The organism is Actinoplanes subtropicus, from assembly GCF_000721705.1.
Lineage (GTDB): Bacteria > Actinomycetota > Actinomycetes > Mycobacteriales > Micromonosporaceae > Actinoplanes > Actinoplanes subtropicus.
In genome coordinates this window covers 52,121-69,462 of the sequence record NZ_JOJL01000019.1, presented here as the reverse complement: position 1 = coordinate 69,462, position 17,342 = coordinate 52,121, and the positions used below count along the sequence as shown (strand labels likewise).

At 70.8% G+C, this 17,342-nt stretch carries 15 protein-coding genes; 9 read left to right on the top strand and 6 right to left on the bottom strand.

Going from position 1 to position 17,342, the window contains the following annotated elements:
• The first annotated feature begins 86 nt into the window (after window positions 1–86).
• Window positions 87–938, top strand: a complete 852-nt coding sequence (locus IH26_RS0124940) for a spermidine synthase (RefSeq protein ID WP_030438654.1) — start codon at window positions 87–89, stop codon at window positions 936–938.
• A 161-nt stretch (window positions 939–1,099) separates the two neighbouring features.
• Window positions 1,100–2,146: a hypothetical protein gene (locus IH26_RS0124935; RefSeq protein WP_063763742.1), complete on the top strand. Its 1,047-nt coding sequence runs from the start codon at window positions 1,100–1,102 to the stop codon at window positions 2,144–2,146.
• A gap of 5 nt (window positions 2,147–2,151) precedes the next feature.
• Here the strand turns inward: IH26_RS0124935 and IH26_RS0124930 are convergent, their stop codons facing one another.
• Together IH26_RS0124930 and IH26_RS0124925 are read right to left on the bottom strand one after the other, a co-directional pair.
• Complete coding sequence (locus IH26_RS0124930) at window positions 2,152–3,366, bottom strand: TerC family protein (protein WP_030438652.1); 1,215 nt, start codon at window positions 3,364–3,366, stop codon at window positions 2,152–2,154.
• A 10-nt stretch (window positions 3,367–3,376) separates the two neighbouring features.
• Window positions 3,377–4,117: a pentapeptide repeat-containing protein gene (locus IH26_RS0124925; protein WP_030438651.1), complete on the bottom strand. Its 741-nt coding sequence runs from the start codon at window positions 4,115–4,117 to the stop codon at window positions 3,377–3,379.
• A 271-nt stretch (window positions 4,118–4,388) separates the two neighbouring features.
• On the opposite strand from IH26_RS0124925, the gene IH26_RS0124920 reads away from it, so the two are divergent.
• From IH26_RS0124920 to IH26_RS56080, 4 genes are all read left to right on the top strand, one after another.
• Window positions 4,389–4,859 (top strand): hypothetical protein, encoded by a 471-nt coding sequence (locus IH26_RS0124920; RefSeq protein ID WP_157437378.1) that lies wholly within the window; start codon window positions 4,389–4,391, stop codon window positions 4,857–4,859.
• A 90-nt stretch (window positions 4,860–4,949) separates the two neighbouring features.
• On the top strand, window positions 4,950–6,527 hold the full coding sequence (locus IH26_RS0124915) for a DUF5305 family protein (protein ID WP_030438649.1): 1,578 nt from the start codon (window positions 4,950–4,952) through the stop codon (window positions 6,525–6,527).
• Window positions 6,528–6,549: 22 nt separating this feature from the next.
• Window positions 6,550–7,029 carry an SLATT domain-containing protein gene (locus IH26_RS0124910; protein WP_030438648.1) on the top strand — a complete coding sequence of 160 codons (480 nt, stop codon included), beginning with the start codon at window positions 6,550–6,552 and terminating at the stop codon, window positions 7,027–7,029.
• Between the two features lie 64 nt (window positions 7,030–7,093).
• A complete protein-coding gene (locus IH26_RS56080) occupies window positions 7,094–7,966 on the top strand; it encodes a hypothetical protein (RefSeq protein WP_030438647.1) in 873 nt (290 codons plus the stop codon).
• A gap of 159 nt (window positions 7,967–8,125) precedes the next feature.
• Here the strand turns inward: IH26_RS56080 and IH26_RS53950 are convergent, their stop codons facing one another.
• The 3 genes from IH26_RS53950 to IH26_RS0124885 form a co-directional block, all read right to left on the bottom strand.
• On the bottom strand, window positions 8,126–8,479 hold the full coding sequence (locus IH26_RS53950) for a hypothetical protein (protein ID WP_030438646.1): 354 nt from the start codon (window positions 8,477–8,479) through the stop codon (window positions 8,126–8,128).
• A gap of 77 nt (window positions 8,480–8,556) precedes the next feature.
• Window positions 8,557–9,552 carry a type I glyceraldehyde-3-phosphate dehydrogenase gene (gap, locus tag IH26_RS0124890; protein ID WP_030438645.1) on the bottom strand — a complete coding sequence of 332 codons (996 nt, stop codon included), beginning with the start codon at window positions 9,550–9,552 and terminating at the stop codon, window positions 8,557–8,559.
• 4 nt (window positions 9,553–9,556) lie between these two features.
• Window positions 9,557–10,567 carry a GlxA family transcriptional regulator gene (locus IH26_RS0124885; RefSeq protein WP_034215914.1) on the bottom strand — a complete coding sequence of 337 codons (1,011 nt, stop codon included), beginning with the start codon at window positions 10,565–10,567 and terminating at the stop codon, window positions 9,557–9,559.
• A 38-nt stretch (window positions 10,568–10,605) separates the two neighbouring features.
• Between IH26_RS0124885 and IH26_RS0124880 the strand changes: the two genes are divergently transcribed.
• The gene (locus tag IH26_RS0124880; RefSeq protein WP_030438643.1) at window positions 10,606–11,763 is read left to right on the top strand and encodes a winged helix DNA-binding domain-containing protein; all 1,158 of its coding nucleotides are present in this window, start codon (window positions 10,606–10,608) and stop codon (window positions 11,761–11,763) included.
• Window positions 11,764–11,827: 64 nt separating this feature from the next.
• On the opposite strand, the gene IH26_RS0124875 is transcribed toward IH26_RS0124880, so the two are convergent.
• Window positions 11,828–12,439 (bottom strand): TetR/AcrR family transcriptional regulator, encoded by a 612-nt coding sequence (locus IH26_RS0124875; protein WP_030438642.1) that lies wholly within the window; start codon window positions 12,437–12,439, stop codon window positions 11,828–11,830.
• Window positions 12,440–12,520: 81 nt separating this feature from the next.
• Between IH26_RS0124875 and IH26_RS0124870 the strand changes: the two genes are divergently transcribed.
• Both IH26_RS0124870 and fxsT read left to right on the top strand, forming a co-directional pair.
• The gene (locus IH26_RS0124870; protein WP_051808479.1) at window positions 12,521–13,969 is read left to right on the top strand and encodes an MFS transporter; all 1,449 of its coding nucleotides are present in this window, start codon (window positions 12,521–12,523) and stop codon (window positions 13,967–13,969) included.
• A gap of 207 nt (window positions 13,970–14,176) precedes the next feature.
• Window positions 14,177–17,338 carry an FxSxx-COOH system tetratricopeptide repeat protein gene (gene fxsT / locus IH26_RS0124865; protein ID WP_157437377.1) on the top strand — a complete coding sequence of 1,054 codons (3,162 nt, stop codon included), beginning with the start codon at window positions 14,177–14,179 and terminating at the stop codon, window positions 17,336–17,338.
• Window positions 17,339–17,342 lie beyond the last annotated feature (4 nt).

The following is a 17,342-nucleotide window of genomic DNA, read 5'->3' as shown; positions in this document are numbered from 1 at the left end:
AAAACACGTACGGGATGCTATTTCGGGTTTTTGAGGAAATTACACTCGTTCCTGGGCTCTCGTGCCCGACCTGGGAGACTTGTCACGTGGCGCAGCGCAGAGGATCGGGTCGGCTGGTCGAGACGGTCGCCTCGGGCGTCGCCGAGCTGATCCCCGACCCCGACCGCCGGGCCGCGTACAGCCTGATGCTGGACGGCGCGCCGCAGTCCTACGTCGATCTCGACGACCCGGCGCACCTCGAGTTCGAGTACGTCCGGCGGATGGCGGCGGCGATCGACCTGCTCGCGCCGCCGGGCGAGCCGCTGCGCGCGCTGCATCTGGGCGGTGGCGGGCTCACCCTGCCCCGCTACCTCGCGGCGACCCGGCCGGACTCCCCGCAGCGGGTGGTGGAGATCGACGGCCCCCTCGTCGAACTGGTCCGCCGCGAGCTGCCTCTTCCGTCAAAGGCCAAGGTCCGCGTACGGGTCGGGGACGCGCGTGCGGCCGTCGAGGGCATGCGCGCCGCAAGCTACGACGTGGTCGTGCTGGACGTCTTCGCCGGCGCCCGCACCCCGGCCCACCTCGCGTCGGTCGAGTTCGCCCGCGAGGTCGCCCGGGTGCTCGCGCCGGCCGGCCGGCTGATCGCCAACGTCGCGGACGGGCCGCCGCTACGCTATGCCCGGGCGCAGGTCGCCACGATCCGCGCGGCGCTGCCCGTGGCGTGTCTGGTGGCGGACGCCGCGGTGCTGCGCGGCCGCCGCTTCGGCAACCTCGTGGTGATCGCCGGGCGTACCCCGCCGCCGGTCGCCGAGCTGACCCGGCGCGCGGCCGGCGACTGGTTCCCGGGCCGGGTGGAGACCGATCTCGACCGCTTCGCCGGTGGGGTGGCGCCGGTTACGGACAGTGTTGCCGTCGCTTCACCCACTCCCCCGGCGGGCCTATTCAGTAACCGTAAGTGACGGCGGATCAGCCAAAAGTCCCAGCAGAATCAGCCTGTCATGTTGTCGTCAGGAAATCCGGTGTGATTCGCGGCCGGTCACTTGTCGAGGACGTATGCGCCCGGCTGTAATCAACGCAACCGCGCTCGACGCGCGGCCGCCGACTGGGGGGTTAGGCGAGCATGTCCGACAGATTTTTCCTGGCCGCGTCCGGCAACGCCGCAGACGCGTCCGGTTCCCGCGTGCTCTGGGCGGGCCGCTGCGCCGTCGCCGAGTACGCGTTTGAGGAGCCCAGCTCCCTTCCCCGCTGGACCCTGCCCGAGGAGACCGAGGTCGTCGTCACCGAGGAGCGGGTCGTCTACCGGGATGCCTCCACCGGCGCCACCGGCGAGCTGAGTTGGCCCTTCCCGCAGCACCTGCGGGTGCAGCCGGGCAACCGGGACACCGGCCGCTCGGCCACCGTCACGCAGATCCAGCTGGTCTGCGCCGGCCCCCGTGGGGCGTTCCCGGCGCTGGTCTTCGCGGGTGGCGATCTCGCTACGGTCGGTGACGCGGATCGGCTCGCCAACGTGTTACGCCAAGCGATCGCCCGCTACCGCGTCGACCACGCCGCCGAGCTCCGCATCCCGGCGCCGCAGGCCCGCATGCTGTCCCGTCTGGTGATCGGCCCGGAGTTCGCCAACTACCAGGGCGGCGAGGGGCAGACGGTTTCGCTGCTAGGGGCCGCCGCGGTGGCCGAGGCGCCCGTCTACGAGGAGCCGTCCGTCTATTCTGAGCCGTCCGTTTATTCGGAGCCGTATCTGCCCAGCGGCCCGGCCGCCGGCTCGGTCGCCGCGGCGACGGTCTCCGGCTATGCGCCGGCCGGCCCGGCCGAGTTCGGCGTGACCCCGCCGCAGGTCGTGCGCCCCGGCTTCGACGACCGGGCGCACTCCCGGCCGGGCCGCCCGGCCGACGAGGCCGCCCTGCGCGGCGCCCCCGACCTGGAGGCCCGCGCCGCCGACCTGGCCGCCCGGGTGGCCAACCTGGTGGCCGGCCGGGTCAGCTACGACCGCGGCGGCGTCGAGACGACGGACCTCTCCAGCGTGCTCGCCGGCGCCGAGGAGCCGCTCGACCGCGCCGAGCAGGTCCGCCGGACGGCCGCCCGGCTGGCCGGGAACTCGGCCCGCGGCCGGGTCACCCCGCGCCGCGCCGCCGACGACGAGATGGGCTCGACGACCCGCCAGCTCTGAGGGCTTCAGGACGCGCCGGCCGGGACGAAGCAGCGCCCGGCCGCGACCCGCTCGTCGTGCAGCTCGTGCGCGCGCTGCAGCAGATCCATCAGCTCGTCCTCGGCCCGGATCCGCGCGCGGTACTTCTCCGGCAGCGTGCGCAGCTTGGCCTCCTCGCCGAGCAGCTTGTGGAACAGGTCGTCGCAGTACTTCGGCTCGGTCTCCACCTCGAGGAACTCGGTGGCGTGCCGGCGGGCCGCCGCCACGTACGTCTGCGCCCGGCCCTTCGGGCTCCGCAGCGACACCACCACCGTGATCAGCAGAATCCCCACGATGATCGCCAGGGACGCCAGCGTGGAGATCTCGGCGGCGTTGATCGGCTCGCCGTCGTTGATGAAGGGCACGTTGTTCTCGTGCAGGGCGTGCAGGATCAGCTTCACGCCGATCAGGGCGAGGATCGCCGCCAGCCCGTACGAGAGATAGACCAGCCGGTCGAGCAGCCCGTCGATCAGGAAGTACAGCTGCCGCAGCCCCAGCAGCGAGAACGCGGTCGCGGTGAACACGATGTACACGTTCTGGGTCAGCCCGAAGATCGCCGGAATGCTGTCCAGCGCGAACAGGATGTCGGTCCCGCCGATCGCCACCATCACCAGCAGCATCGGAGTCATCATCCGCTTGCCGTCCCGGTAGGTGAAAAGCTTGTCCCCGTCGTACGTGTCGGTGGTCCGCAGCACCCGCCGCGCCAGCCGGATGATGATGTTGTCGGGCGGCTCCTCCTCCCCGCCCTCCTGCCGCAGCAGGTTGCCCGCGGTGACCAGCAGGATCAGCCCGAAGATGTAGAACACCCAGGCGAACGAGTCGATCAGCGCCGCGCCCAGGAAAATGAACCCGGTCCGCGCCACCAGCGACACCGCGATCCCGACGAGCAGCACCTTCTGCTGGTCGGCGCGGGGCACCTTGAAGCTGCCGAGCAGCAGCAGGAACACGAAGAGGTTGTCGACCGACAGCGCCTCCTCGGTCACGTACCCGGCGAAATACTCGGCCCCCCGCTGCCCACCGGCGAAGATGGTCACCCCGAGCCCGAACAGCAGGGCGATCGCCATGTAGATCGCCGTCCACCGGGCCGCCTCGGCCAGGGACGGCACATGCGCCTTGCGTACGTGGAAGAAAAAGTCGAACAGCAACAGCCCGACGATGCCAAGAACGGTCAGCAGCCAGACCCACCCCGACACGCTCTGCATGCCCGACATCCTAGGGATCGGTGACCGCGGAGCGCAGTTGTGACGGGCTCAGGAAGAGCACACCCGTGAGATCCGCGCCCCGCAGGTCGGTCCCCCGCAGATCCGCCCCCGTGACATCGGCCCGTCGCAGGTCCGCGCCGCGCAGGTCCGCCCCGATCAGCAGCGCCCCGCGCAGGTTGGCCCCGCGCAGATCGGCTCCCCGCATCTTCCGCCCGATCAGGTTCGCCCCGCGGTAGTCCTTTCGCGGCGTGCCGGCTCTCGCCAGCTGACTGGCCTTCTGCAGCAGCGGGTTGACCTTCTGCCGCTCCCCGTCCACGTCCAGCCCCTTGAGCTGGGCGGGCGTTCCGCCCGCCAGGTGGTCGATCCGGGCGAGCTCGTCCCGCAGTTTCGGGTGTACGCGCTCCGCGGCGTCCAACTTCAGCGCCTCGGTCAGCAACCACATCAACTCGTGCAGTTGCCGTACGACCGCCAGCAGCCCCAGCATCTCCGGCGCGCTCTTCCAGTCCTGCCCCGGGAATGTCTCCTGGCTGATCCGCTGCCCCGCCCCGAAGCAGTCGAACACCACGCACCCGTGAAACCCCTTGTCCTCCAGCCGCTCATGAATCCCGCAGCGGAAGTCACCCCCGAGGTTCGGACAGGCCTGCCCGGCCGCCTTGGTGATGGCAAAGTCCGACGATTTGGCAAACGCCGGCGCCACACAGCAGAGCCCGACACAGCTCGCACAGTCCGCTTCCAGCAGTCGTTCGCCCACCCATCCCACTCTCTCAGACGCCTTGGTCGCCCTCGTCCCCGGTGGGCGACCCGGGACCGCTGGTGCCTTAGCACGTCCGGTGAAACCCGTGTGGCGAACCCACAGGAATCTGCCAGAAAAGCGGCCCCCAAACCTTCACTGTCACGGACCCCCAACCGATTCATCAGGTGTCAAACGGCGAGCACGGAAGCCCGCCTAACAAGAGCCACGAGGGCGACCGTCCAGCTGGCTACCGAAAACAGGGGGAAATGATCCTATGCGTTCACTCGGCATGCTTCAGATCGCCGGCGGTGTCGTTGCGGCTGGTGTCGTCGCGGCAGGTACAACCGCGTTGACCGGCGCCGGTGTGGTGTTCACCGGCGGCAGCACTCCCGGCGTCGGCGGTGACAACCAGTTCATCGGCGGCGCCGTCAGCCAGGTGATCAACGGTGCGACGGTCAACTCCGTCACCCTGACAACCGACGGCACCGGCACGCACACCACTCGCATCGTGGTCGTTGTCGCCGGCGCGAACGGAAAGACCCTGACGATCACCCCGACCGGTGGCAGCGGACTCAGCGGTGGCGCGACCCAGTGGTCGTGCGCCGGCAACATCAACGCCGGCCCTGTCCTCCACGCCAGCGCACCGGTGGTCACCCTCACCGCCGCCACGGCCACCGTTACGTGCGACACCATGGACGCCAACCCCTCCGTCGCCGGCTACTACCTCGGAATCACCAGCGTCGGATTGGCCGTCGCCTAACCCGCTTCATTCGGCGACTCGGAGTGCGAGGCTGACGTTAGCTCCACGAATCCGGGGGAACCGATCCAGCGATCTCTTCGTACGTACATCGTGGCCGCCATCCTCGGGATGGCGGCCATCGGTGCTTGGGCTTTCATGACCGAGCGGATCGGCTACGTCATCACCCAGGGCATCAGCATGAACCCGGTCTACTACCAGGGTGATCTGGTCTTCGTCATGAAGGCCGATTCATACCATGTCGGGCAGATCGCCGCCTACCATGGGAAAAGTCCCGGGCAGCGGATCCTGCATCGCATCATCGGCGGGAACGGCTCCGCGGGATTCGTGATGAAGGGCGACAACAACGAGTCGACCGACCTGTTGCATCCCACGACCGAGGAGATGATCGGCCGCCCGATCCTGCACATTCCGCACGGTGGCGTGTGGCTGAAGCCGCTGATGGGCCCGAGTGGGATCAGCATGCTCAGCTTTCTCGTCATCAGCGGGGGAGCCGCGAAGGCACGAACACGGCGAGACATACCACGCGGGCGCCGGAAGAAAAGGGTGAAGGCCATGTCGTCGGGCAGTGCGGGCTCATTGGCGACCGCGGCGGCGGTCCTGAAGGCGGTACAGCGCCTGTCGCCCGTGCTACGGACCGCAGCGGCGGCCGCAGCGGTACTGACCCTGCTCGGCGTGACGTTGGGAGTGCTCGGCTGGATCAAGCCGATCGCCGAGACGCGGGCCGGCGAGAAGTCCCCCGACCAGTCGATCACGTATTCCTATTCTGCGAAGGTGCCCAAGTCCCCGGCCTACGACGACACAACGGCACGGTCGCCGGACCCGATCTTCCGCAAGCTCGCCAACCGTGTCGACCTCAATGCGCACTATGAGGGGCCGGCTGGGTTCTTCACGCTCCTGGCTACGTTGTCCAACGGGACAGGCTGGCACACCCGCCAGACGCTGGTGAGGAAAACGCAGTTCACCGGCACCAGGTTCGACGCAACCGTCACCCTCGACCTGCCCGCTCTGGTCGCCCGCGCTGACCAGGCGGCGGAAGCGATCGGCGCCGGACCGAAGGGGCAGGTGGCGATCGAACTGTCCGCGCAGGTCACATCAGGCGGCCTTCCCGTCCTGGCCGCGCCTTTGACACTCGTCGTGGACGCGGTCCAGATGACGACCGGCCCACAGGCAAAATTCAGGACGGACACCACGGGCACAGCCCCCTCCGACGTCACGAAGGCACGCGAGATAACGATCTCCGGCTATTCCCTCATGATGGCCGCGCAGGCCCGGTCCTATGCGATTCTCGCCCTGATCGGTGCGATCGCGATCGCCGCCGTGGTCCTCCTCGCCGCCCTCCGCAAGATGCCCGTGCGGACCCGTGCCGACATCGAGCGTCGCTATCCGCAGCATCTAGTGCATGTCGAGCCGATGCCGAGCCCGCCGGGGAAGCCGGTCGTCAACGTCGACAACTTTCCGGCTCTCGTGAAGCTCGCCGAGAAGTATGGGCAGATGATCCTGACGTGGCGAAGGCCCGATGCGGATGACTTCGTGGTGCGGGATGAAGGGATCACGTATCGGTATCGGGTGCCGCTGGACGAGCCGACGCTGCAGAACGTCGAGCTGATCGGGCGGCCCGGTGTGGGGTCGCATCGGCGGAAGGATTCGTCGCCTTCGCAGGTTTCTTGACCTTCACGGCAGACTGTGGGGCGTGACGCACGCGCAGCGGCAGCAGCTCATCGAGATTGACCGGCGGCTTTCTGAGGAGGAGCTGGGGGATCGGGCGCTCGTGCATGCCATGGTGCAGCTCGACTGGTATCGGGGGCAGATGCGCCGGACCCGGATGCGGTACGTGTTGTCGGAGTCGGGGGCGCTGTTTCTGGCGGGGGCGGCGACCGTGCTGGCGGCGTTGAGTGCGCCGGCCTGGATCACGGCGACGGTGGCGGCGTCGGTGGCCTTCCTTGCCGGGCTGCGGCGGATTGTTTCGTGGCATGACGACTGGCTGGCGGCGTCGGAGGCGCGGGCCAAGGCCGAGGCGGAGATCTCGCAGTATCGGTTGCTGGCCGAGGCGGAACGTACGCCGGAGCGGCAGCGGGAGTTGGTGGCGGCGATCGACGCGCTGGTGCTGGACGAGACGCGTAGCTGGGGGCGGCGCCGGCGGGAGAAGGTGCAGGCGGAACCGGCGGGGTGAGTGGGGTCAGGTTCGGGGTGGTTCTGCCGAAGGGGAGGGGACGCCTCTAGGAACGGACCGGCCGATGACTCAGTACGAGCACGCCCAGCAGCCCGAATACGGGTATGACCCGGCGTATCAGCAGGCCGCCCCGCCGCCGGTATATCCGCAGGCGCCCGCCTACCAGCAGCAGTCGCAGCCGTCACTCGGCTACCAGCAGCAGCCGCCGCCCGCATACCAGCAGCAGCCGCCGCCCGCATATCAGGAGCAGCCGCCACAGACGCAGCCTGCCTACCAGCAGCAGCCGCCACAGGGGCCGCCCGGATACCAGCCGCAGCCGGGCTACCAGCCGCCGGCCGCCTATCAGCAGCAGCCGCCGCCACAGGCGCCGCCCGGTTACCAGCCGCCCGGTTACCAACCGCCCGGTTACCAGCCGCCGTCCTGGGACGTGCCGCCGGACGGCCAGCCGGCCTACATCGTTACGGCGGGGGCACCGGGGCTGGTCGTCAAGAAGTCGGGCGTCGGGCAGAAGCTCGCCCTGATCGCGGTCGTCGCGCTGGTCGTCCTCGGGGGTGGGGGCGCCTTCGCCGCCGATGCCTGGGCCAAGGGCCAGGTGTGCGACGCCGTTCAGGGGCTCGGCGACGACACCGCCGCGAGCAGCGGCAAGAAGGGCGGCAGCGACGAGCCGGCCGTCGCCGAGCTCGACGACGCCGAGAAGGCACTGAACAGCCGGGCGGACCTGCTCTTCTTCCACGGTGAGCTGAAGGAGGCCACGCACGATCTGGCCGACGACGTCGACACGCTGAAGACGATCGTGGGCAAGGGCCACCTCGACGATCCGGACGCCAAGACGGTCACCCAGCTGCTGGCGATGGCCGCGTCGATGGACAGCCACGCCCGCAAGGCCCAACGCGCCTGCGGCCTCCCCGAGAAGAGCCTGCTCGGCACGACCGCGTAGGGACCAAAGGGCACGACCGCGCAGGGAAAAGCGTAGAGACGACGGACTACGGTGTGACCAGCCCCGCCCGGTAGGCGATCACCACCGCCTGGGCCCGGTCGCGCGCGCCGAAGCCGAGCCCCCAGGCGAGCAGCCAGCTGAAGAGCACCCCGGCCGCCGTCATCGGACTGGCGCCTCGATCACGCCGATCGCCGCGATCGCGGCGAGGCCCCACCAGAGGAACCGGCCGCCGCGCAGCCAGAGGGCGTCCTTGAGGACGGACCAGCGCAGGCTTCCGCGTTCGCGATAGACCACGATCAGGACCAGGACGAACTGCCAGACGAGTCCCGCGGTCAACGCCGCGATCAGACACGTGGCGAATCTGCCCGGTGCCGGGTCCGGACCGGCGACGGCGGGCGCGACGACCCAGGCGAGGATGCCCATCGGACCGGCCGCGGCCAGCCACAGGGCGAGGATGGTGCGCGGTCGATACCGCGGCATGGCGGTGACCGGCGAATTCAGGACGGTTGTCATGCCGCCGGCGCTATGGCCGGGCGCCGCCCGGGTCGTCGCTCGGCGGGGGTCAGTCCGCGTACCCCCGCCGGGGTATCTCACCCCGAGATCAGCTCCAGGGTGTCCACGACCCGGTGCGAGAAGCCCCACTCGTTGTCGTACCAGGCGACCACCTTGACGTGCCGGCCGTCGACCCGGGTGAGCTTCGAGTCGAAGATGGACGACGCCGGGTTGCCGGTGATGTCCGAGGACACCAGTTCGTCGTCCGAGTACTCCAGGATCCCGGCGAGCGGCCCGTCCGCGGCCACCCGGTACGCGGTCAGCACCTCGTCGCGGGTCACGTCCCGGCTCACCGTGGTGTTCAGCTCGACGATCGAGCCGACCGGCACCGGCACCCGGATCGCGTCGCCGGAGAGTCGGCCGTCCAGGTTGGGCAGTACCTTGCCGATCGCCTTGGCCGCGCCCGTGGTGGTCGGCACGATGTTGACCGCAGCGGCCCGGGCCCGGCGGGCGTCCCGGTGCGGGCCGTCCTGCAGGTTCTGCTCCTGGGTGTACGCGTGCACCGTGGTCATGAAGCCGTGCTCGATGCCGGCCAGCTCGTCGAGCACGGCCGCCAGCGGGGCGAGCGCGTTGGTCGTGCACGACGCGTTCGAGACGATGGTGTGCGCGGCCGGGTCGTACGCGCCGGTGTTGACGCCGAAGGCGATGGTCACGTCGGCGCCGTCCGAGGGCGCGCCGACCAGCACCTTCCGGGCGCCCGCGCCGAGATGCGCCCGGGCGGCCGCGGCGGAGGTGAACCGGCCGGTCGCCTCCAGCACCACCTCGACCCCCAGCGAGGCCCAGGGCAGCGCGGCCGGCTCCCGCTCGGCGAGCACCTTGATGCGCCGGCCGTCGACGACCAGGGTGTCGCCGTCCACGCTGACCGGGCGGCCGAGCCGGCCCGAGGTGGAGTCGAAGGCGAGCAGACGGGCGAGGGCCTGCGGTTCGGCGAGGTCGTTGACGGCGACGACCTCCAGCTTGCTGTCCCGTTCGAGCAGGGCGCGCAGGACGTTGCGCCCGATGCGGCCGAATCCGTTGATGGCAATGCGAGTCATGCCCCTAGCCTGTTTCGCCGGGCGGGAGATCGACAGTGGCTGGCGCGCCAGGGTTCGCAAGAATCTGGCCACCGAAGGTGCGGCGGTACTGGCTCGGCGTGGTGCCGAGGAGGCGCTGGAAGTGCAGGCGCAGGTTCGACCCGGTGCCCATGCCGACATCCGCGGCGATCTGCTCGACGCTGCGCCCGGAGAGCTCGAGCAACTCGCGGGCCATGTCGATGCGGGCACGCAGCACCCACTGCATCGGCGTGTAGCCGGTGTCCTCGAGGAAGCGCCGGGAGAAGGTGCGCGGCGAGACCGCGGCGTGCCGGGCCAGGATCTCGAGGGTGAGCGGCTTGTCGAGCCGGTGCAGCGCCCACTCCCGCGTCGCGGCGAACCGCGAACCCGGCGGCTCGGGGACGCTGCGCGGCACGTACTGGGCCTGGCCACCGCTGCGGTAGGGGGCTGCGACCAGCCGGCGGGCCGCGTGGTTGGAGGCCGCCATGCCCAGGTCGCCGCGCAGGATGTGCAGGCACAGGTCGATGCCCGAGGCGGCGCCCGCGGAGGTCAGCACGCTGCCCTCGTCGACGAAGAGCACGTTCTCGTCCACGCGTACGCGCGGGTGCTTGAGGGCGAGCTGGCGGGTGTAATGCCAATGCGTGGTGGCCCGTTTGCCGTCGAGCAGGCCGGTGGCCGCCAGGGCGAACGCGCCGGTCGAGATCGCCGCCAGCCGTTTCCCCGCGGCGTGCGCGGCGAGCAGGGCGTCGACGACGGCGGGTGGCGGGTCCTCCCGGTCGGGGAAGCGGTAGCCGGGGATGAAGACGATGTCGGCCCAGTCGAGCGTGCTCAGGCCGTGCGCGACGTGGTAGGACAGGCCGTCGCCGCCGGTGACCAGTCCGGGCGCGGGACCGCAGACGCGGACCTCGTACGGCATGCTCGATCTGGTCGTGAACACCTGCGCCGGGATGCCGACGTCGAGCGGCTTCGCGCCCTCGAGCACGAGGACGGCGACGCGGTGCAGGCGTTCGGCGGGCACGCGCCAAGGGTAGGGCGTGGGCGTGACAGGATGGCGCGATGCGCCTGGTGACCGACGACGAGCGCCGGGCGAGGCTGGCGGTCCGGCACGCGCTGGCGCCGGCCTTCCGGGTCGACTCCCCCGAGGCCGTGACCCGGGCGCTGACCGTGCTGCACGCCACCGAGCCGGCCACGGTCTATCTCACCTGCCGGGCCCGCTTCGACGACTGCACGGTCGCCGATCTCGACCGTGCGCTCTACACCGATCGCAGCCTGGTCAAGCAGCTGGCGATGCGGCGCACGCTGTTCGTCTTCCCGCGCGACCTGCTGCCGGCGGCCTGGCCGAGCGCGTCGGCCCGGGTGGCCGGCACCGAGCAGGCCCGGATGACCCGGGACGTGGTCCGGGCCGGGCTGCCCGCCGACTGGCTCGCGCGGGGCCGGGCCGAGGTCCTGGACCTGCTGGCGGACAAGCCCGAGGGGCTTCCGGCGGGCGAGATCCGCCGGGCCGTTCCGCTGATCGACGTACGCGTCCAGACCTCCGCCGCCGAGCAGTGGACGGCGTCCCGGGTGCTGACCCATCTCGGCCTGACCGCCGACGTGGTGCGCGGCGTCAACACCGGCCGCTGGCCCGTCTCCCGGCCGCGCTGGACCCTGATGAGCCACTGGCTGGGCGCGGTGCCGCCCTCGCTGGACGCGGCGGCCGGCTACCGCGAGCTGGTGCAACGTTGGCTGGCCGGCTTCGGCCCCGGCACCGAGGACGACATCGTCTGGTGGCTGGGCTCGACCAAGTCGGTGGTCCGTGCCGCGCTGGCCGCCCTGGAGGCGGTCCCGGTGACGCTGTCCGGCGGCGAGACCGGCTGGCTGCTCCCGGACGACGTCGACGAGGCGCCCGACCCGGGCCCGTGGGTGGCTCTGCTGCCGGTCCTCGACCCGACCGTGATGGGCTGGCGGACCCGCGACTTCTACCTTGGCCCGCACCGCCAACACCTCTTCGACCGTACGGGCAACGCGGGCACAACCGCATGGGTGAACGGCCGGGTAGTCGGCTGCTGGACCCAGAACCCGGCCGGTGTGGTCGGCGTGCACCTGCTCGAGGAGGTCCCGCCGTGGGCGTCCCGAGCCCTGCACGACGAGGCCGACCGCCTGACCGCCTGGCTGGCCGGCGTACGAGTCCCGACCGGCTACGCCTCCCCCGCGATGCGCTCCGCCGAAGGTTAGTATCGCCGACGGTAGTATCCGCCGCGATACTACCGCCAGCGATACCAATGCTCATCGACGCTGCTCAGCGCCCCGCGAAGCCGTGGGTGAGGGTGTCGAAGAGTCGCTCGAAGCGGGCTCGGTGGTCGGCGAGCACGTCGTCGCGGGGGTCGTCCGCGATGAGGCGGCGGGCCGTTTCCACCAGGACGGTGCCGTAGCCGGCGATGAAGAAGGCGGCCAGCAGGGCGGCGTCGCCGTCGAAGGACGGGTCGTGGGTCAGCTCGTCGGCCAGGGTCTGCTGGAGCTCGGCGGCGATCTCGCGGGCGCGGGCCGTCAAGGCCGGGGAGGCTGCGACCGTACGGAAGAACGGTGTTGACCTGTCGTTGACGCCGGAGAGCGGGTGGCGGTCGTCGACCAGGCGGAGCGTCGTGGCGCGCAGCGAGGCCAGGACGTCGACGCCCGGGGCGCGGTCGCGGACGGCGGAGCGCAGCAGTTCGACGGCGTCGACGGTGCGGTCGAGGAACAGGTCCTCCTTGCGCGGGAAGTGCTTGAAGACCGTCACGCTCGACACCCCGGCCTCGCGCGCCACCTCGGCCACGGTGACCCCGTCGAAGCCGCGCTCGAGGAACATCCGCGCCGCGACCTCGGCGATCCTCGCCCGGGTCTGCGGGCCGCCGCGCGCTCCCGTCCTGGGCATGAGGGACCTCACTCTCTCTTGTGCGACTAAGCTTAGTGACTTAACTTAGTCGAGTAACTGACGCCGTGAAAGGAGTCTGCCATGCGGTCGCTGCGGGATGCCTGGGTCGCCCTGGCGGGGCTGTCCGCCGTCTTTCTCTTCGAGATGCTGGACAACTCGATCCTGAACGTCGCGTTGCCGACGATCGGCCGCGAGCTGCCCGCCTCGACCACCGCCCTGCAGTGGGTGACCGGCGCGTACGCGGTGGTGTTCGGTGGCCTGATGCTTGCCTTCGGCGCGGTCGCCGACCGGTTCGGCCGCCGCCGGGTCATGCTGGTCGGGCTCGCCCTGCTCGGCGTGGCCAGCCTCGCGACCGCCTTCGTGACGACCGCCGAGCAGCTGATCGCGGTCCGGGTGGCGATGGGCGTGGCGGCGGCGATGACCACACCCGGCTCGATGGCGCTGGCCTTCCGGCTCTTCGAGGACGACGGGCTGCGCGTCCGGGCGATCAACATCATCTCGACGGTGGGCCTGGTCGGGCTGGCGATCGGCCCAACCGCCGGCGGCTTCGTGCTCGCGGTCGCGCCCTGGCAGGTCCTGCTGCTGGTGAACGTGCCGATCGCCGGGCTGGCCTTCCTCGGCATCCGGTTCGGCATCGCCGCCGACGACCCGGCCGGCCTGCACCGCGACCCGCTCGACCTGGCCGGCGCGCTGCTCGGCACGGCGACGATCGTGCTCGCGCTGGTCGCGCCGACGCTGTTCGTCAACGAGGGCGCCGGCTCGTGGCTCCCGTGGGCGGTCACCGCCGCGGCCGTCGCGTCGGGCGGCCTCTTCGTCCTGCGCGAGCGCTCGGCGCGGCACCCGCTGCTCGACCTCGAGCTGGTAGCGCATCCGCTGGTCGCCAGCGGCCTGGCGTTCAAGGCCGCAGCCGGGCTGGCCACCGCCGGCCTGGGCTACCTGGTGACCCTGCAACTGCAGCTCGACTGGGGCTGGTCGCCCGCGCTCGCCGCCATCGGCCTGCTGCCGCAGGTGATCGTCCTGGTCGCCGGCGGCGCGCTGCTCAACCCGTTCGTCAAGCGGGTCGGCCTCGAGCGGGCCGCGTGGCTGAGCGCCGCGACGGTGGTGGCCGGGCTCGCCGTCTACGCCCTGCTGAGCGATTTCGGGTACGTCTGGGTGGCCCTCGCCCTGGTCATCGTGGCCGCCGGGATCCGGGTGGTCGGCGTGGTCGCCGGCACGAACGTGCTCCGCGGCCTGCCCGCCGACCGGACCACGATCGGGGCGGCGCTCACCGACACGGCCACCGAGGTCACCTCCGGCGCCGGCATCGCGATCACCGGCACCGTCCTCGCGGCGGTCTTCACCGGCAGCATCGCCACCCCGGACTGGAGTGCCGCACAGACCGCGCAGTTCGAGCACGCGGTCACGATCGCCGGGCTCACCCTCACCGTGCTGGCCGCCGCCCTGGTCGGATGGGGTTTCCTCCGCAGCCGACAATCGGTCACCCGCGAGCCCGATCGCCGGGTGGTGGTATCCAGTTCGGTAGGTGAATGATTCCGAGGCACGGTGCCGCAACGACCCCGGGAGATCGATATTCGCGTCGCACCAATTCGCGTGCGACGGCGCGCCGCGCACCATTCAGTGATTCCGGCGATTCCACGCCGTACCGTACTTGGATATCCTTTCCTTCCGAGGATCTGCGGCGCGTCGGAGTGGATACCCGTGTCAGAAGCGCGTTTTAGCCAAAGCCAACTCGACGGTTTGATCGATTCTCTGCTCCAGGTCCCCGGCTTGGCCGACCGCGCCGCACGGGACGCCCGGGTGCAGGAACTGCGCAGCGCGCTGAAGCGCCCCTTCGATCCACCGCGACACGACGCCGTGCAGGACGACCTGTCCACCACCGTCGCCGCCGCGGTGGCCGTCTCGGGCGGCCTGCGCACCCTGGCCCGGATAGTGCACCAGCACCACCCGGGTGAGGCCTCGTCCCGCTTCATGGAGCTGGCCAACGATGTCGTCGGCCCGTTCCTGCTGGCCCAGCCCGACCGCGATCGGCTGCGGGACAGCCTGACCCAGATCTCGATCGTGGACATCGCCGACGCGGTCACCGTCATCGGCGACGTTCCGGAGCTGCGCACGCTGCAGATCTGGCGCGACATACCGGCGGCCATCCGCGTCATGGAGCGGCTACCCCTGTCCGAGTCGGGCGTTCCGCCGCTGCTGGCCTTTGTGGATCGTCTGGCCGACATCGAGACCGGCCCGGTGGAGGCCGATCTGCGGGAGTGGCTCGCCATCGTCGCCAGTGGCATCACGGCCGAGAGCACCCGGCCGTCCCAGCGGCCGGGGCCGGTCCTGAGCGGCGACACCCGCACGCGCGGGCGACGAGCCGACGAGCCGGGCCTGATCTGGAGCGGCGTGCCGATCCGCAACCGCAACTTCACCGGTCGCGTGGCCCTGCTCGACCGCCTGGCGGAGGCGCTGCGGACCAGTTCCACGACGTCCGTGCTGCCGCAGACCCTGCAGGGCCTCGGCGGTGTCGGCAAGACCCAGCTGGTCATCGAGTTCGTCTATCGCCACCTCGACCAGTACGACCTGGTCTGGTGGATCCCGGCGGAGCAGACGGCCACCGTGCTCAACTCCCTCGCTCAACTCGCCGACCGGCTGGGCCTGCCCTCCGCGGAGGACCGGCAGGAAACCGCCCGGGCCGTGCTCGACGCCCTGGCCGGGAGCGATCTCGCCTGGCTGCTCGTCTACGACAACGCCGACGATCCGTCGAGCCTGCAGCAACTGGTGCCCTCCACCGGTGGCCACGTCATCGTGACCACCCGCATCCAGGAGTGGAGCAAGGTCGGCGTCGCCATCGAGGTCGACGTCTTCAAGCGCGAGGAGAGCATCGAGCTGCTCGCCAACCGCAGCCGGGACGTGCATGGCAATCCGCGCATCTCCGCGCTGGAGGCGGACGAGCTGGCCGAGCGGCTCGGCGATCTCCCCCTCGCGCTGGAACAAGCGGTCGCCTGGTATCTCGCCACGGCCATGCCGGTCCGGGAGTACATCGATCTGCTCGACAGCCACACCAAGGAACTGCTCGACGAGGGCAAACCGGCCAACTACCCGCTGACCGTCGCCGCGTTCGTCGGCCTGGCGGTGGAAAAGTTGCGGGACGCGGCCGAGGCGACGGCGCAGTTGTTCGCGCTGTTCGCCTATCTCGGCGGTGAGCCGATCCCGCTCTCGCTGCTGCGGCACGGCAGCAAGGCCGCGGTCACCGAGCCGCTGCGTACCATCCTCGGCGCGTCGATCCCGATGAACCGTACCGTCCGCGATCTGAGCCGGTACGGCCTCGCCAAGGTCGACCCGTTGCAGCGCATCCAGGTGCACCGCCTGGTGCAGCGCGTCCTGCGGGACACGCTCAGCCCCGAGCAGCGCGAGGAGACTCTCCGCAACGTGCAGAACCTCCTCGCCGCCGCCAACCCCGGCGACCCGGACGAGCACGGCGAGTGGGAACGACAACGCGACATGGGCCCGCACATCGAGCCGGCCGACATGATTCACTCGCAGACGTACGCGTCGCGGCAGGCGGTTCTGGACCACTCCCGCTACCTCTACCTCAGCGGTGACTACGAGAACAGCCGCTATCTCGCCGATCAGGCGGCCAAGGCGTGGGCCGACGTGCCGGGCGACCCCCAGCTCGGCCCGGACGGCGAGCAGACGTTGATGGCCAAGGCCCAGCTCGCCAACGCCACGCGTACCCTGGGCGACAGCCAGACGGCCGCCGCCGTCATGGCCGACACGTACCGCCGCTTCCCGGCCAATCCGCTGCTCGGCCCACGGCACGAATTCACGCTGATCACCGGCAACCAGGTCGGCCTGGACCTGCGGATCGCGGGCCGCTATCAGGAGGCGTTCGAGTTCGACCGGGAGAACGTCGAGCTGCATCGGGAGGTCTTCGGGCCGGGCGAGACGTACACGCTGCGCGCCGAGGCCAACCTCGCCGTCGACTACCGGATGCTCGGCCGGTTCCTCGAGGCCCAGGCCCTGGACCGGCAGATCGCCGCGCACTGGGCGGATGTCGACGCCTCCGACCCGCGGGCCCTGTACGCCTACATGAATCTGGCCCGCAGCGAGTACGGGCTGGGTGCGTACGGCGCCGGGCTGGAACGGCTGGAGGCGTGGCGGGGTGTGCTTCAGGACCGCTCCGGGCCCGGGCACAGCCAGGTCCTGCTCGCCGGCCGGACGTACGCCATCATCCTGCGCAAGGTCGGTCGGCTGGCCGAGGCGGCCGAGGTCATGCGGGAGATCCGCGACCGTACGGAGAAGCGGTTCACCCCCGACCACGAGTTCGCGGTGGCGGCGACGATGAGCTACGCGAACGTGCTGCGCGAGGTCGGCGAGGTGGAGGAGGCGCTCCGGCACATCGCCGACGCGCTGCGCCGCTACCGCGCGAACTTCGGCCCGACCCACCCGCTGAGCCTCGTCGCGCAGGTCAACGAGGCCATCGCCCGGCGTTCCGTCGGCGATGTCGAGGTGGCGCAGACTCTCGACGCCGACTGCTTCGATCAGCTGGGCCGGGTGCTCGCCCCGGACCACCCCTACACGATCTGCGCCGGAGTCTCGCTCGCCACCGATCACGCCCGGGCGGGTCGGCACCAGGAGGCGCTGCAACTGTCCCAGGCGATGCTCGATCTGAGCCGGGAAGCGGACCGCGGCGCGGCCGACGCACGGGACGGCGCCGAGCACCCGTACGTGGTCATGCGGGCCATCAACCTCTCCCACGACCTGCGAGCGACGGGCTCGGCCGAGGCCGCCGAGGCGCTCTTCCAGGAGTCACTGGCCAGCCTGCGCCGCGCGCTCGGCAGCGGTCACCCCGAGGTCGTGCTGGCCGAGCAGGGCTACCGGCTGGAGGGCGACATCGAGCCGCCCCCGACGTAAGAAC